Below are 15,148 nucleotides of genomic sequence, written 5' to 3'. Positions count from 1 at the left end.
CAGCGCGTGCATTCGGTTAACATTGACTACCGGGTTTCAGCGCAGCATCCGGATTTTGTTCTCGCTCTTTTCTAGGGGAAACACATGGATCAGCCTGACCCGTTCGGCTTCGTCGGCCTTACCTACGACGATGTAATGCTCCTGCCCGGTCACACGGACGTCATCCCGAGTGAAGCTGACACATCGTCGCGCCTCACTCGCAATATTCGGGTCAACACACCGTTGATCTCGGCGGCAATGGACACCGTCACCGAGGCCCGCATGGCCATTGCCATGGCCCGCAACGGCGGGCTCGGCGTGCTGCACCGCAACCTCTCGATCGAGGATCAGGCGCGGTTCGTCGACAAGGTCAAGCGCAGCGAATCCGGGATGATCACAAACCCGGTCACCACGACTCCGGACGCCACGGTCGCCGAAGTGGATGCGCTGTGCGGTCAGTTCCGGGTGTCCGGCCTGCCCGTTGTCGAGGGCGACGGCAAGCTGGTCGGCATCATCACGAACCGTGACATGCGTTTCGTGTCGCAGTTCGAGAAGTCGACCACCCTGGTGCGCGATGTGATGACCAAGTCGTCGCTGATCACCGCTCCGACCGGCATCGACCCGGATTCCGCGGTCGCGATCTTCGCGCAGCACAAGATCGAGAAGCTTCCCCTGGTCGACAACGACGGCCGCCTGACCGGTCTGATCACCGTCAAGGACTTCGACAAGACCGAGCAGTACCCCTACGCGACCAAGGACGACGAGGGTCGCCTGCGTGTCGGCGCCGCGATCGGCTTCTTCGGCGACGCCTGGGAGCGTGCCGGTGCGCTCGCCGATGCCGGCGTTGACATCATCGTGGTCGACACCGCGAACGGTGACTCGGCGGGCGAGATCGAGATCATCAAGCGGCTGAAGGCCGACTCCGCTTTCCGGGGCATCGACATCATCGGCGGCAACGTCGCGACCCGGTCGGGCGCTCAGGCGCTCGTCGACGCCGGCGCGGACGCCATCAAGGTGGGTGTCGGCCCGGGCTCGATCTGCACCACCCGTGTCGTTGCCGGTGTGGGTGTGCCCCAGGTGACCGCGGTGTACGAGGCATCCCTCGCCGCCCGCGAAGCCGGCGTGCCGGTAATCGCCGACGGCGGCCTGCAGTACTCCGGTGACATCGCCAAGGCGCTCGTCGCCGGCGCTGAGACTGTGATGCTCGGCTCGCTGCTGGCGGGAACCGACGAGGCTCCCGGTGACCTGGTCTTCGTGAACGGCAAGCAGTTCAAGAACTACCGCGGCATGGGCTCGCTCGGGGCGATGCAGACTCGCGGTCAGAAGACCTCGTACTCGCGCGACCGCTACTTCCAGGCGGATGTCCCGAGCGACGAGCAGCTCATCGCCGAGGGCATCGAAGGCCGGGTGCCCTACCGCGGCCCGGTCGGCTCGGTGACCTACCAGCTGCTCGGCGGACTGCGCCAGTCGATGTTCTACGTCGGCGCGCGCACCATCGAGGAGCTGCGCAACAAGGGCAAGTTCGTGCGGATCACGGCCGCCGGGCTCAAGGAGTCGCACCCGCACGACATCCAGATGGTCGTCGAGGCGCCGAACTACCGCCGCTAATTGCGGCTGCCGGTCCGTTTCCCGTTGAGCCGTTGAGGGAAGGCGGGGCGCCGCCGAGCATCTGTGTGCCGCTAGTCTTTCGGCTCTGCGCGCGTGAAACTTCGCTCGCGCGACGCCGAAAGGCTAGCGCCTGCGCTCGGGGTCGACCGTCGGGGACGGTCTGCGCTGACCGCCGCCGCCGACCGTGGCCCGACGGGAGCGTCGGCCGCCGCCGGTAGGCTGGTGTGGTGACTGAGGTAGAGATCGGCCGCGCCAAGCGCGCCCGCCGTGTATACGCGTTCGACGACATCGCCATCGTGCCGAGCCGGCGCACGCGTGACCCGAGGGATGTCTCGGTCAGCTGGTCGATCGACGCGTTCACGTTCGACACCCCGGTTGTCGCCGCCCCGATGGACTCGGTCGTTTCGCCCGAGATGGCGATCGCGATCGGCAAGCTCGGTGGCCTGGGCGTGCTCGACCTCGAGGGCGTCTGGACCCGCTACGACGACGCCGAGGCGGTGCTCGCCGAGATCCGGGAACTGCCCGAGGATGTCGCCACCACACGCATGCAGCAGCTGTACGCCGAGCCGATCAAGCCCGAACTGATCAAGAAGCGCCTCGCCGAGATGCGCGAGGCCGGCGTGCCGGTCGCCGGTGCGCTCAGCCCGCAGCGCACCCAGGAACTGCACCAGACCGTTGTCGACGCAGGAGTCGACCTGTTCGTCATCCGCGGCACCACGGTCAGCGCCGAGCACGTCTCCAAGAGCACCGAGCCGCTGAACCTGAAGAAGTTCATCTACGAACTCGACGTGCCGGTGATCGTCGGCGGCGCCGCCACCTACACCGCTGCCCTGCACCTGATGCGCACGGGCGCGGCTGGTGTGCTGGTCGGCTTCGGTGGGGGAGCTGCCTCGACGACCCGTTCATCGCTCGGCATCCACGCGCCGATGGCCACTGCGGTGGCGGATGTCGCCGGCGCACGCCGCGACTACCTCGACGAGTCCGGCGGACGCTACGTGCACGTCATCGCTGACGGCGGCCTGAACACTTCCGGCGACGTCGTCAAGGCGATCGCCTGCGGCGCCGACGCGGTCATGCTCGGCACCGCGCTGGCCCGCGCCGAGGAGGCGCCCGGCGGCGGCTGGCACTGGGGCGCCGAGGCACACCACGCGGAACTGCCGCGCGGCTCGCGCGTCGAGGTCGGCCAGATCGCGTCGCTGGAGAAGATCTTCTACGGGCCGTCCACCACCGCTGACGGACGCAGCAACCTGATCGGTGCCTTGCGCCGCTCGATGGCGACCACCGGCTACTCGGACCTGAAGGAGTTCCAGCGCGTCGAGGTCGTCGTCGCCCCTTACTACCGCTAGCGAGTCTTCCGGAGGCAGCAGTGCAGAAACAGAAGCCGGTCACCCGCTCATCGAAGCTCGGCCCCGCCGAGCGTGCAGCCGCGATCGACACCCTGAAGACGAAGGAACTCGACATCCTCGTCATCGGCGGCGGGATCGTCGGCACCGGCGCCGCGCTTGACGCGGTCACCCGAGGACTTCGGGTGGGCATGGTCGAAGCGCGGGACTGGGCGAGCGGCACCTCCAGCCGGTCGTCGAAGCTTGTGCACGGCGGCATCCGCTACCTGGAACAGCTGGACTTCCGGCTGGTGCGCGAGGCCCTGATCGAACGAGGCCTGCTGCTGCAGCGGATCGCGCCGCACCTGGTCAAGCCCGTGCGCTTCCTCTACCCGCTGACCAAGCCGGTGTTCGAACGGTTCTACATCGGCGCTGGCATGCTGCTCTACGACCTGTTCAGCTACACCGGCGGGCGCCCGCCGGGCGTTCCCCACCACCGGCACCTGAGCAAGCGGCAGCTGCACCGGGCGGCGCCGAGCCTGCGCGGCGACGCCTTCCGCGGCGGCCTCGTCTACTACGACGCCCAGGTCGATGACGCCCGCTACGTGGCCAGCCTGGCCCGCACCGCCTCGTTCTACGGCGCCCACGTCGCCAGCCGCGTGCGCGTGGAAGGCTTCCTCAAGGTCGGCGAACGTGTCGTCGGCGCGATCGCCCACGACCTCGAAACCGGCGAGAAGTTCGAGATCAAGGCCAGGCAAGTGGTCAACGCCACCGGCGTCTGGACCGACGACACCCAGGCGATGGTCGGTGAACGCGGCCAGTTCAAGGTGCGGGCCTCGAAGGGCGTGCACCTGGTGGTGCCGCGCGACCGGTTCCAGTCCAAGGTGGGACTGATCCTGCGCACCGAGAAGAGCGTGCTGTTCGTCGTGCCGTGGGGACGCCACTGGCTGATCGGCACCACCGACACCGACTGGGACCTCGACAAGGCGCATCCGGCCGCCACCGCGGCCGACATCGACTACCTGCTGGAGCAGGTGAACCGGGTGCTCGCCGTGCCGCTCACCCGGGAGGATGTCGAGGGTGTCTACGCCGGCCTGCGACCACTGCTCGCGGGCGAGAGCGACGAGACCTCGAAGCTCAGCCGCGAGCACATCGTCGCGCACAGCGTGCCCGGCCTGGTCGTCGTCGCCGGCGGCAAATGGACCACCTACCGGGTGATGGCGAAGGACGCCATCGACGAGGCGGTCGCCGCCCTCGACGGCAAGATCCCGCCGTCGACCACCGATGAGATCAGCCTCCTCGGCGCCGAGGGCTACCAGGCTGCGTGGAACAAGCGCTCCAAGATCGCCCGCGCGTTCGGCGTGCACAAGGTGCGTATCGAACACCTGCTGAACCGCTACGGCGTGCTCACCGACGAACTGCTCGATCTGATCCGCTCCCGGCCGGAGTTGAAGGATCCGCTGCCCGGCGCCGACGACTACATCCAGGCTGAGGTGGTCTACGCGGCCACCCACGAGGGCGCGCTGCATCTCGATGACGTGCTCGCCCGGCGTACCCGAGTGTCGATCGAAGCCTGGGACCGAGGGGTCTCCGCGGCACCGGTGGCTGCCCGGCTGATGGGCGAGGCCCTCGGCTGGGATGAGGCCAGGATCGAGCGCGAGGTCGGCTTCTACCTGAAGCGGGTCGAGGCCGAGCGGGCGAGCCAGGAACAGCCGGATGACGCGTCCGCCGACCGCGTGCGGCTCGAGGCGCCGGACATCGTCGCGGCCTCCTGAGGGCCCTCTGACTGGAGGGTCGCTCAGGGAACCGCCGGTACACTGGATTGTTCGCGATCCGACCCCCAGAAAGGCCTTACTCATGGTTGATGTTCGGCGCGTCCAGCTTCCCGGTGTCGGTTTGCTGCACAGCTTCACTCCCGCTGATGGTGGCAAGGTCGCGGTGGTCACGCACCGCTCCGGAAAGACCGACCTCATCACCTTCGATGAGGGCTCAGAGAATTCGGATGCCACGAAGATCTCCCTCCGCCTGGAGGAAGACGAGGCGCACACCCTCGCCGAACTGCTCGGGGGCACCCAGATCACCGAGTCCCGCCAGGACCTCTCCGAAATCCCGGGACTCGCTATCGACTGGTTCAAGGTCGATTACGGCGACCACATCGCCGGCCAGGCGCTCGGCGACCTGAGCGAGGTTGGAGCAGTCGGATGCTCCGTGGTCGCGGTCGTCCGCAACGACGTCGCCAATCCGGCCCCGTCGGACGAGTTCAAGGTCTTCCCCGGCGACACGCTCGTGCTGGCCGGCGCCCCCGAGAAGGTCGCCAAGGCATTCGAGTTCTATCGCACCGGCGCCGTCGGCAAGACTCCCAGCGCAAGCGCGCCGGGGGATTAGCGCATGCCCCTTGGTGAAGAACTTCTCGTCCTCGGCCTCCTCTTCGTCATTGCGTATGTGCTGGGTCGCCTCGGAAAACTGATCGGCCTGCCGACGATCCCGATCTACATGGTCGTCGGCCTGCTCGCCAGCCCGCACACCGGCTGGTTCCCGCTCGACTTCGACACCGGCCGGGTCGAACTGATCGCCGTGTTCGGCTTGATCATGCTGCTGTTCAACCTCGGCCTCGAGTTCGACCAGGACGCCTTCTTCTCGAACGCGGGACGCCTGATCGTCTCCGGCGGCTCGTACATCGTGCTCAACATGGGCGTCGGGCTGATCTTCGGCTTCATGCTGGATTGGGGTCCACGCGAGGCGCTGGTGATCGCGGGCATGACGGCGACCTCATCGAGCGCCATCGTCACCAAACTGATCATCGAGCTGCGCCGACTGGCGAACCCTGAGACGCCGATGATCCTCGGCGTGACCGTCGTCGAGGACATCTTCATCGCGATCTACCTCGCGATCGTGTCGGTGGTGCTGAGCGGCGAGACGGATCTCGGTCCGATCCTGGTGAAGCTCGGCGTCGCCTTCCTGTTCCTCGTCGTCATGTTCGCCATCGCCCGCTGGGGCGGCCGGGTGGTATCGCGGCTCATCCGCGGCAAAGACGACGAGCTGTTCACCATCCTCTTCTTCGGACTCGCCCTCGTCTTCGCCGGCATCGGTGAGATCCTCGGCGTCACGGATGCGATCGGCGCGTTCCTGATCGGGCTGGTGCTCGGTGCCAGCCGCTACCGCTCCCGCATCGAGCATCTCGCCTTACCTCTGCGCGACGTCTTCGCCGCATTCTTCTTCGTGAACTTCGGCCTGGCGCTTGATCCCGCGACCTTCGGCCCGGTGCTTGGCCCGGTGCTGGCCGCGGTCGCGATGACGCTGGTGCTCAACGTGATCGCCGGGCAGTTCGTCGCCTGGATCAACAAGATGGGTGTGCAGGCCGGCATCAACACTGCGGTGATCCTGCAGAACCGCGGCGAGTTCGCGTTGATCCTCGCCACCCTCTCCGTGGCTGCCGGACTGGATCAGCGGATGGCCCCGTTTGCCGGGCTGTACGTTCTGATCATGGCTGTGCTCGGTCCGATCCTCGCGGTGAACTCCGAGCGGATCGGGGCCGCCGTGCTCGGCACCAAACGCAAGCAACGGAAGGCCGAAGCTGCTGCTGAGGCGGAGCGGCTGCGGGCTCTGGAAGCCGAGAAGGCCACGGAGATCGCCGGCGAGCCGGGCTCCGGAGCACAGGATGTGGCCGAGCCGACGACAGCAGAGGTCGAAGCAGCAGTGGAGGACGCGATGCGCACCGAACCGCAGCGCGCGAGGGATCCGGAGTACTAACGGGTGTGGAAAGTTGCGCGCAGGCCGCGCTGGATCGCAATGCTCGTGCTCTGCCTCGCAGTGGCGGCCGGCTTTGCCCTGCTCGGGCAATGGCAGCTTGAACGCAGCGTCGACGAGGCAACCGTCATCGAACGCGACACCGAGACGGTTCAGCCGATCGAGCAACTGACCCAGCCGCAGCAGGCCACCCTGGAATCCGAGGCCGGTTATGTCGTCTCGGTCGAGGGGTCCTTCGTGCCAGGCGACTTCACCACCCTGAGCGGCCGGCTGCAGGATGGCCAGGAGGGCTATTGGCTCGTCGGTCACCTGGTGACTGAGGATGCCGCCAGCGTCGCCGTCGCGCTCGGTTGGGCCGAGCAACCCGACCATTTCGCCGAGATCGAGCGCGGCATCCGCACCGATCCCATGGAAATCATCGGCCGCTACCTGCCGAGCGATTCGCCGACCGAGTCCGATTTCGAGGCCGGGGAACAGTCGGCGCTGGCCGTGTCCGAGCTGATCAACCAGTGGGCCGAGGTCGGCGACGTGTACGGCGGTTATGTGGTCCTGCACGAGGCCCCCGCGCTCGACCTCGACGGGCTGCAGGCCATCGATTCACCGGAGCCGAGCGACGAGGTGACGCTCAACTGGCTGAACATCTTCTACGCGGCGGAATGGGTGATCTTCGCCGGATTCGCGCTGTATCTCTGGTACCGGCTGGTGAAGGATGCCTGGCAGCGCGAGCAGGAAGAGGCCGAACTGGCCGCACAGGCCGCGACGGTAGAATGAGTGCCATGGCCCTTGCTCCCAAACCCGAGACATTCCCGCAGATTCGGAGCAGCCTCAAGTTCTACCAGGTCACCGCGTATCTCACCGGCATCCTGCTGTTGCTGCTCTGTGCCGAGATGATCATCAAATACGCCTTCGGCAGCGAAATCGAGTTCGCCGGCCCGTACGGATTCCTCGCCCTGGTGCCGGACGGCACCGTCAGCGCGGTCAACCTGTCCACGGGCATCCTGATCGTGCACGGCTGGTTTTACGTCATCTACCTGATCGCCTGTTTCCGGCTGTGGACCTTCATGCGCTGGTCGCTGCCGCAGCTGCTGCTACTCGCCACCGGTGGCGTGATCCCATTCCTGTCATTCATCGTTGAAATCCGTCTGTCGAAGCTGGTCAAGGCCTACCTCGCCAGCCGTGAATCCGAACTCGTGGAGGCCGCACATTAACGCCAGCGCAAACAGCACCGACCACCAGCCGGTGCTCGTCGTCGACTTCGGCGCGCAGTACGCCCAGCTGATCGCCCGCCGGGTGCGCGAGGCGAACGTGTACTCCGAGATCGTGCCGCACACGATCACCGCGGCCGAGGTGGCCGCCAAGAACCCCGCAGGCATCGTGCTCAGCGGTGGACCCTCGTCGGTCTACGAAGAGGGCGCACCCTCGCTTGATCCCGCGATCATCGAGCTCGGTGTGCCGATGCTCGGTATCTGCTACGGCTTCCAGGTGATGGCGCAGCAGCTCGGCGGCGAGGTCGCGAAGACTGGTCAGCGCGAGTATGGCGCGACCGCGGCATCCGTGTCCGGCGACGGCGGATCGCTGCTCGCCGGCCAGCCCGCGCAGCAGATCACCTGGATGAGCCACGGCGACTCGGTCGTCAAGGCGCCCGCCGGTTTCGACGTGCTCGCGTCCACGCCGGTGACCCCGGTCGCCGCGTTCGCGAACGATGAGCGAAAGCTGTACGGCGTGCAGTGGCACCCCGAGGTGAAGCACTCCGAGTACGGCCAGGGGGTGCTCGAGAACTTCCTGCACCGGGCTGCCGGACTTCCCGGTGACTGGAACCCGGGCAGCGTCATCGCCGAGCAGGTCGAGCGCATTCGTGCGCAGATCGGCACCGGCAAGGTCATCGCCGGATTGTCCGGTGGTGTCGACTCCGCCGTCGCTGCCGCGCTCGTGCACGAGGCCGTCGGCGACCAGCTGGTGTGTGTCTTCGTGGACCACGGTCTGTTGCGCAAGGATGAGGCCCGCCAGGTCGAAGAGGACTACGTCAAGGCCACCGGCATCCGACTGGTCACCGTCAACGCCGAGGAGCAGTTCCTGACTGCGCTTGAGGGTGTCAGCGACCCCGAGACCAAGCGCAAGATCATCGGCCGTGAATTCATTCGCACCTTCGAGCAGGCGCAGGCCGAACTGATCGCGGAGGCCGCCGAAGAGGGCGACCCGATCCGCTTCCTGGTGCAGGGCACCCTGTACCCCGACGTCGTCGAATCCGGCGGCGGCACCGGAACCGCGAACATCAAGAGCCACCACAACGTGGGCGGCCTGCCCGAGGACATGACCTTCGAACTGGTCGAGCCGCTGCGCACCCTGTTCAAGGACGAGGTGCGCGCCATCGGCCGCGAACTCGGCCTGCCCGAGGAGATCGTCGCGCGCCAGCCGTTCCCCGGCCCCGGTCTCGGCATCCGCATCGTCGGTGAGGTCACCAAGGATCGTCTGGACCTGCTGCGGGATGCCGATGCCATTGTCCGCGAGGAACTCACCGCCGCCGGACTCGACGCCGCGATCTGGCAGTGCCCGGTTGTGCTCCTCGCCGACGTGCGATCGGTGGGCGTGCAGGGCGACGGCCGCACCTATGGGCACCCGATTGTGCTGCGGCCTGTGTCCTCCGAGGACGCCATGACCGCCGACTGGACCCGAGTGCCGTACGACGTGCTCGCGGGCATTTCGAACCGGATCACCAACGAGGTCCGCGACGTCAACCGGGTTGTGCTCGACGTCACCTCGAAGCCGCCGGGGACTATCGAGTGGGAGTGATCGCGCTCGCTCACCCCGGAGCGAGTGACGCGTCTTGAAACCCCGTGCCCGGGGCCTCCATCGGATGGTTCGCTCCTCAGCTCAAACAATGAGTGGCTGAGACGGCCGAAAAGCGTGGCCATCTCAGCCACTCATAACTCGACACCCCGCGAACCATCCGATTCCGGCGCAGTTGTGCCGTGGTGCGCGTGCGACGTGTAGTCGTCCGCGGTGCCTGCATTGCGCAGGAGATTTTCGCTCGTGGTCGGCGTGTTGCCGCATAGACATCGGCGTGTTTGCAGAAAGTCCTGCGGAATGCTGGCTGGGCTCTCGGGGCGCCGCGCGCATGTGATTGAGGAGCGCCCGAGCGGAGCAAGGAAGCGCGTCTAGTCCCGAGCTGGCCCGCCGCTGTTCGCAACCGAGGAGCTACGGCACAACACCGAGTGAACTGGCTGTTCTATCCGGTGGGGCGCAGCTCGTCCTCAATTAGCGACGACTCCGCGCGGTTGTGGTCGTGGTGGCGTGACGGCCGCACCTATAGAAGAAGGGCCGCCCCAGTGGGACGGCCCTTCTTCGTAAGGAGTGATTTCGAGACGCGTCCTCGGTCAGCGGGGCGCTCCTCGATCAGCGGGTGGCTGGCGGTTACTCTCCGCCGCGGAAGATCGCGATCAGCCGCAGGATCTCGGTGTACAGCCACACGACGGTGACCATGATGCCGAACGCGGCCTGCCAGCCGAAGACGCGCGGGGCGCCGCGGTCGACACCAGTCTTGATGTTCTCGAAGTCCATCACCAGCGAGTAGGCCGCGAGCAGCACGACCAGCACGCCGAGGCCGATGCCGAGCAGCGGGAACTCGCTGCGCAGGCCGAACATCGAGTCGGTGACACCGAACAGCATCAGGCCAAGGTTGACCAGCGAGAAGGCGCCGTAGCCGACCATGGCGACCAGGAAGATCTTGGTCATCTTCGGGGTGGCGCGCACCTTGCCGCTCATGAAGAGGAAGAGGGTGACGCCGACGACGCCGAGGGTGCCGAAGATCGCCTGCGCCGCGATTCCGGGCCACTGCGTCTCGAAGAAGAACGTGATACCACCGACGAAGACACCCTCGACCGCGGCGTAGCTGAGGATGAGCGCCTTCGAGGGCTTCTTCTTGAAGATGTTGACCAGGGCAAGCACGAAGCCGACGAGGGCGGCAGGCAGGGCGAGCACGGGAACGATCCAGCCGACGACGGCACCGGCGACGAGCAGCGCGAAGGCCACCAGGGTCTTGACGATCGTGTCTTCGTAGGTCATCCGCTCATCGGCGGGAAGCATTACGGGCTCGGGCGCAACGGTGCGGTCCGAGTCGGTCGCAGCCGGACGACCGTACAGCTCGTTGAGCTGGTCAACGGTCATCGTCGGGGCGTTGCCTTTGAAGGCGGGCGAGTTGCTGAATGCCGGGTTGGCCATGGCTGTGGTCGTCTCCTTGAATACCTGCAGGAATCGGTGCTTGGTACAACCCCTAACCTATCGGTGATCTTCCTGAAGAATGCTGGGGATTCGCCGGATTCCCGCGATCTGACGAGCAATCCATGCGGATGTCACGACCACGACGCCCGAAATCGCAAGCGCGGGCAGCATCATGGCGTATTCCGAGGACAGCTGCACCATGATCACGCCATTGGCGATGACGAACAGCACGGTGACGTAACTCGTGATCGGGCGGTGCCGCACCAGCAGCCAGGCGAGGTAGGGAATCACGAGAGTCCACATCGACTGCGGCCCGGCGAGCAGCAGGCAGATCTGCACGCCGCACGGGAACACCACCAGGTTCCGTCGCCAGCCGGCTGCCGGCATGATCCACCAACCGACCGTGTGCAGGGTCAAGCCCGTGACGATCGGATACAGGAAGGCGGTGCTCGAGGCCTGCAGGCCGACGAGCCCCCCGACGATCAGGACCAGGCCGGCGAAGTAGCGGCCACGGTAGGTACCCCAGCGCAACGGGAGCCGGGCGGTCGGCTCCGTGCGAAGAAGGTCAACCCGCATTGGTCAGCAGCAGGACCGCGACCGCGACGACGCCAGCGAGTACGACCAGGGTGCCAAGCACGATGCCGGCGATCACCAGCGGATTGAGCGGCTGGGCTTCGGGCTGCTCCGGGCGGATCGCGCCGGGGATCTCCGAGGCATCCGTCGTCCTCACCCGCGCCCCACAGCGGATGCAGAACTTCCAGTCCGGGGCGAGCTCAGCGCCACAGTTCGCACAGGTCTGCATGGCGAATCAGTCTAGGGTTTATGCGTGAGCGATTCGCCCCGCCCCCTGATCATCGGCCACCGCGGAGCGCCGGGCTACCGTCCCGAACACACCCGCTCCGCGTACCGGCTGGCTTTCGCCCTCGGCGTCGACGCGGTTGAACCCGACATCGTCGCGACCAAGGACGGCGTGCTCGTGCTCAGGCACGAGAACGAAATCTCGGGGACGACGGATGTCGCGGAGCATCCGGAATTCGCCGATCGCCGCACCACCAAGGTGATCGACGGGGTCAAGCTCACCGGATGGTTCACCGAGGATTTCACCTGGGCGGAGCTCAGCCGGCTGCGGGCGATAGAGCGGATCCCCGCGGTGCGGCAGGCCAGCGCCAGCTGGAATGGCCGGGAGAAGATCCTGCGGCTGCGGGATCTGATCGAACTGATCGATGACGCCGGGCGCCCGCTGGCCATGGTCGCCGAGATCAAGCACGCCACCTACTTCGCCGGGCTGGGGCTGCCGCTGGACGAGCTCGTCGCCGCGGAACTGGGCGGCTGGGCGCGCGAGGACAACCTGATCGTGGAATCGTTCGAGCAGACCGTGCTTGGGCAGCTGCGCGATCGCGGCATCCCCGGCACCTACGTCTACCTCGTCGAAGAGGCCGGCACCCCCGCCGACCTGGTCGCCCGCGACGGCGCCGCGGCCAGGACTTACGCCCAGCACCTGAGCGACGAGGGGCTCGCGCAGCTCGGCGCGGAGGTCGACGGGGTGAGCGTCAACAAGTCGCTGCTGTTCTCGGTCGATGGCACCACGAATGACCTCGTCGACCGTGCGCACGCCGCAGGGCTGCAGGTGTTCTGCTGGACGCTGCGCCCGGAGAACCGGTTCCTCACCCGCCGGTTCCGGCGCGGGACGCGCGCCGCCGACTTCGGCGACTGGGCAGGCGAGTTCGAACTGATCATGCGCACGGGCATCGACGGCGTCTTCGCCGACCAGCCCGACCTGGCCCTGGCGGTGCGCGAAGGGCTCTCCTGAGCGGGCGGTTGTCAGGGGTGCTCGCCTAGAATTGATGGGACATGACCTACGTTCTCGACGGCACCGCCGCGCCCGATGACCGCCTGCTCGCCGGACTGAACCCGCAGCAACGCCAGGCCGTCGAATACCGCGGCCCGGCGCTTCTCATCGTCGCCGGCGCCGGCTCCGGCAAGACCAGCGTGCTCACCCGGCGGATCGCCGGGCTGCTGCAGACCCGCGACGCCTGGCCGAGCCAGATTTTGGCGATCACCTTCACCAACAAGGCGGCCGGTGAGATGCGCGAGCGGGTCGAGGCGATCGTCGGCGAATCCGCACGCGGCATGTGGATCTCCACCTTCCACTCCGCGTGCGTGCGCATCCTCCGCCGCGAGGCCGAGCACTTCGGCTACTCGCAGAGCTTCACCATCTACGACTCCGCCGACTCGCGTGCGCTGCTCAAGCGCATTATCAAGGACCTGGACGCCGACACCTTCGGCTTCACCGTCTCCAAGGCCGCGAACCGCATCTCCAAGCTGAAGAACGAGCTGACGGATGTCGAGTCCTACGCCCGGCAGGCGAACTTCAGCGACCCGGCCGAGGCGATCTTCCTCGAGATTTTCCGCCGCTACACCGAGGCGCTCGCGAGGGCGAACTCGTTCGACTTCGATGACCTCATCGCGCAGACCGTGTACCTGTTCCGGGCCTTCCCCAAGGTCGCCGCGCTCTACCAGCGCCGGTTCCGGCACATCCTCGTCGACGAGTACCAGGACACCAACCACGCCCAGTACGCGCTGATCCGCGAGCTGACGAAGCAGCCGAAGGCGGACCTGCTCGATGGCGCCATCGGCTTCGACGGCGTCCCGCTGAAGCCGATCGCCACTCCGCTCGAGCCGGCGTCGCTGACCGTGGTCGGTGATTCCGACCAGTCGATTTACGCGTTCCGAGGCGCCGACATCCGCAACATCGTCGAGTTCGAGCGGGATTACACCAACGCCACCGTGATCCTGCTCGAGCAGAACTACCGTTCGACGCAGAACATCCTCGACGCGGCGAACGCCGTGATCTCGAACAACTTCGACCGCAAGGACAAGAAGCTGTTCACCAACGTCGGCGCCGGCGACAAGATCATCGGCTTCACCGGGTACTCGGGCCACGACGAAGCCCAGTTCGTTGCCGACGAGGTCACCGCGCTGCGCGAGGCGGGCATGGACTACAAGGACATGGCCGTCTTTTACCGCACCAACTCGCAGACCCGTGCGCTGGAAGAGATCTTCATCCGCTCGGCAATCCCGTACCGGGTGCTCGGCGGCACCAAGTTCTACGAGCGGGCCGAGATCAAGGACGTCATGGCGTACCTAACCGCCGTGGCGAACCCGCTCGACCCGATGGCGCTGCGCCGGATCATGAACGTGCCCAAGCGCGGCATCGGGCCGGCCACCGAGGCGGCCGTGCAATTGCATGCAGATACGAATGGGATGTCGCTGCGCGAGGCGCTGCGCGAGTCCGACCAGCTCGGCCTCGGCCCGAAGGTCACCGGCGCGCTGCTCGGCCTCGGCGCCATCCTCGACAAGGCGAGCATGAAGGCGCAGAACGCGCCGGTCGCCGACATCCTCAAGGACATCCTCGACGAGACCCGGTACGTCGAGGTGCTGCGCGCCTCGCGTGACCCGCAAGACGAGGCCCGCGCCGAGAACGTCGAGGAACTGCTCGCAGTGACCCGGGAGTTCCAGCGGAACAACCCCGAGGGCACGCTGCTCGACTTCCTCACCGAGACCGCGCTGGTTGCCGCTGCCGACGAGCTGGACGACTCCAGCGGCACCGTCTCGCTGATGACACTGCACACCGCGAAGGGCCTCGAGTTCGACGCCGTGTTCCTCACCGGCGTCGAGGAGGACCTGCTGCCGCACCGGATGTCGGCATCCGAACCCGGCGGACCGGCCGAGGAACGCCGCCTGTTCTACGTCGGCATCACCCGCGCGCGCAAGAAGCTGTTCCTTTCACTGGCGATGACCCGCGCCCAGTTCGGCGAGGTGAACGTCGCGCTGCCCAGCCGGTACCTGCAGGAGATCCCCGCCGACCTGATCGACTGGAAGCAGTCGCCCGGCATGGCCAACTCCCGCGGTGGCACCCAGTCGAGGGCGCTGAACGCCCGCCGCCCGGGATTCCGCGACGACCGCTCGTTCGGGCAGACCGCGCTGCCGCCCGCGCCGAAGAAGAAGACAGAGTGGGCGAACACGGTCACCGGCAAGGTGCGCGACAACGGCGATCTGACGCTGGCGATCGGCGACCGGATCCGGCACACAGACTTCGGTGACGGACGGGTGACCAACGTCACCGGGATTGGCCCGAAGTCCATCGCCGAGGTGCAGTTCGACCAGGCCGGCCGCAAGCGCCTGCTCATCAAGGTGGCCCCGATCGAGAAGCTCTAGCTTCCCCTCGGAAAGAAGCACGCTTCTTAACACCCCGGAACGGCGAAATGCGTTTG

General features: G+C 66.8%; 13 protein-coding genes. 10 read left to right on the top strand and 3 right to left on the bottom strand.

Features of this window, described 5'->3' with window-relative positions; all coding sequences use genetic code 11:
- Positions 1–84 precede the first annotated feature (84 nt).
- The 8 genes from guaB (at position 85) to guaA (ending at position 9,446) form a co-directional block, all read left to right on the top strand.
- Positions 85–1,587, top strand: a complete 1,503-nt coding sequence (guaB, locus tag GO591_RS12575; RefSeq protein ID WP_157157135.1) for an IMP dehydrogenase — start codon at positions 85–87, stop codon at positions 1,585–1,587.
- A gap of 227 nt (positions 1,588–1,814) precedes the next feature.
- Positions 1,815–2,933, top strand: coding sequence for a GuaB3 family IMP dehydrogenase-related protein (locus tag GO591_RS12570; RefSeq protein ID WP_157157134.1), 1,119 nt, complete (start codon positions 1,815–1,817; stop codon positions 2,931–2,933).
- A 20-nt stretch (positions 2,934–2,953) separates the two neighbouring features.
- The gene (locus GO591_RS12565) at positions 2,954–4,684 is read left to right on the top strand and encodes a glycerol-3-phosphate dehydrogenase/oxidase (RefSeq protein ID WP_157157133.1); all 1,731 of its coding nucleotides are present in this window, start codon (positions 2,954–2,956) and stop codon (positions 4,682–4,684) included.
- Between the two features lie 82 nt (positions 4,685–4,766).
- The gene (locus GO591_RS12560; RefSeq protein ID WP_157157132.1) at positions 4,767–5,294 is read left to right on the top strand and encodes a cation:proton antiporter regulatory subunit; all 528 of its coding nucleotides are present in this window, start codon (positions 4,767–4,769) and stop codon (positions 5,292–5,294) included.
- Between the two features lie 3 nt (positions 5,295–5,297).
- Positions 5,298–6,659 carry a cation:proton antiporter gene (locus GO591_RS12555; protein ID WP_157157131.1) on the top strand — a complete coding sequence of 454 codons (1,362 nt, stop codon included), beginning with the start codon at positions 5,298–5,300 and terminating at the stop codon, positions 6,657–6,659.
- Positions 6,660–6,698: 39 nt separating this feature from the next.
- A complete protein-coding gene (locus tag GO591_RS12550) occupies positions 6,699–7,427 on the top strand; it encodes an SURF1 family protein (protein WP_157157130.1) in 729 nt (242 codons plus the stop codon).
- Between the two features lie 5 nt (positions 7,428–7,432).
- Complete coding sequence (locus tag GO591_RS12545; RefSeq protein WP_157157129.1) at positions 7,433–7,864, top strand: DUF3817 domain-containing protein; 432 nt, start codon at positions 7,433–7,435, stop codon at positions 7,862–7,864.
- A complete protein-coding gene (guaA, locus tag GO591_RS12540; protein ID WP_279586839.1) occupies positions 7,833–9,446 on the top strand; it encodes a glutamine-hydrolyzing GMP synthase in 1,614 nt (537 codons plus the stop codon). Before GO591_RS12545 ends, guaA begins: the two co-directional genes overlap by 32 nt.
- A gap of 621 nt (positions 9,447–10,067) precedes the next feature.
- On the opposite strand, the gene GO591_RS12535 is transcribed toward guaA, so the two are convergent.
- From GO591_RS12535 to GO591_RS12525, 3 genes are read right to left on the bottom strand one after another with little or no spacing between them, the layout of a single operon-like run.
- Positions 10,068–10,874 (bottom strand): Bax inhibitor-1/YccA family protein, encoded by an 807-nt coding sequence (locus GO591_RS12535; RefSeq protein ID WP_157157128.1) that lies wholly within the window; start codon positions 10,872–10,874, stop codon positions 10,068–10,070.
- Positions 10,875–10,931: 57 nt separating this feature from the next.
- Positions 10,932–11,450: a hypothetical protein gene (locus GO591_RS12530; RefSeq protein ID WP_157157127.1), complete on the bottom strand. Its 519-nt coding sequence runs from the start codon at positions 11,448–11,450 to the stop codon at positions 10,932–10,934.
- Positions 11,440–11,676 (bottom strand): zinc-ribbon domain-containing protein, encoded by a 237-nt coding sequence (locus tag GO591_RS12525; protein ID WP_157157126.1) that lies wholly within the window; start codon positions 11,674–11,676, stop codon positions 11,440–11,442. Before GO591_RS12525 ends, GO591_RS12530 begins: the two co-directional genes overlap by 11 nt.
- Before the next feature lie 24 nt (positions 11,677–11,700).
- Here GO591_RS12525 and GO591_RS12520 point away from each other — a divergent pair, with 24 nt between their 5' ends.
- The gene (locus GO591_RS12520) at positions 11,701–12,684 is read left to right on the top strand and encodes a glycerophosphodiester phosphodiesterase family protein (protein ID WP_157157125.1); all 984 of its coding nucleotides are present in this window, start codon (positions 11,701–11,703) and stop codon (positions 12,682–12,684) included.
- Positions 12,685–12,725: 41 nt separating this feature from the next.
- Positions 12,726–15,092: an ATP-dependent helicase gene (locus tag GO591_RS12515; protein WP_157157124.1), complete on the top strand. Its 2,367-nt coding sequence runs from the start codon at positions 12,726–12,728 to the stop codon at positions 15,090–15,092.
- Positions 15,093–15,148 lie beyond the last annotated feature (56 nt).

Origin of the sequence: Diaminobutyricimonas sp. LJ205 (genome assembly GCF_009755725.1) — a bacterium.
Classification (GTDB): domain Bacteria; phylum Actinomycetota; class Actinomycetes; order Actinomycetales; family Microbacteriaceae; genus Ruicaihuangia.
This window is presented reverse-complemented; position numbering and strand designations above follow the sequence as displayed.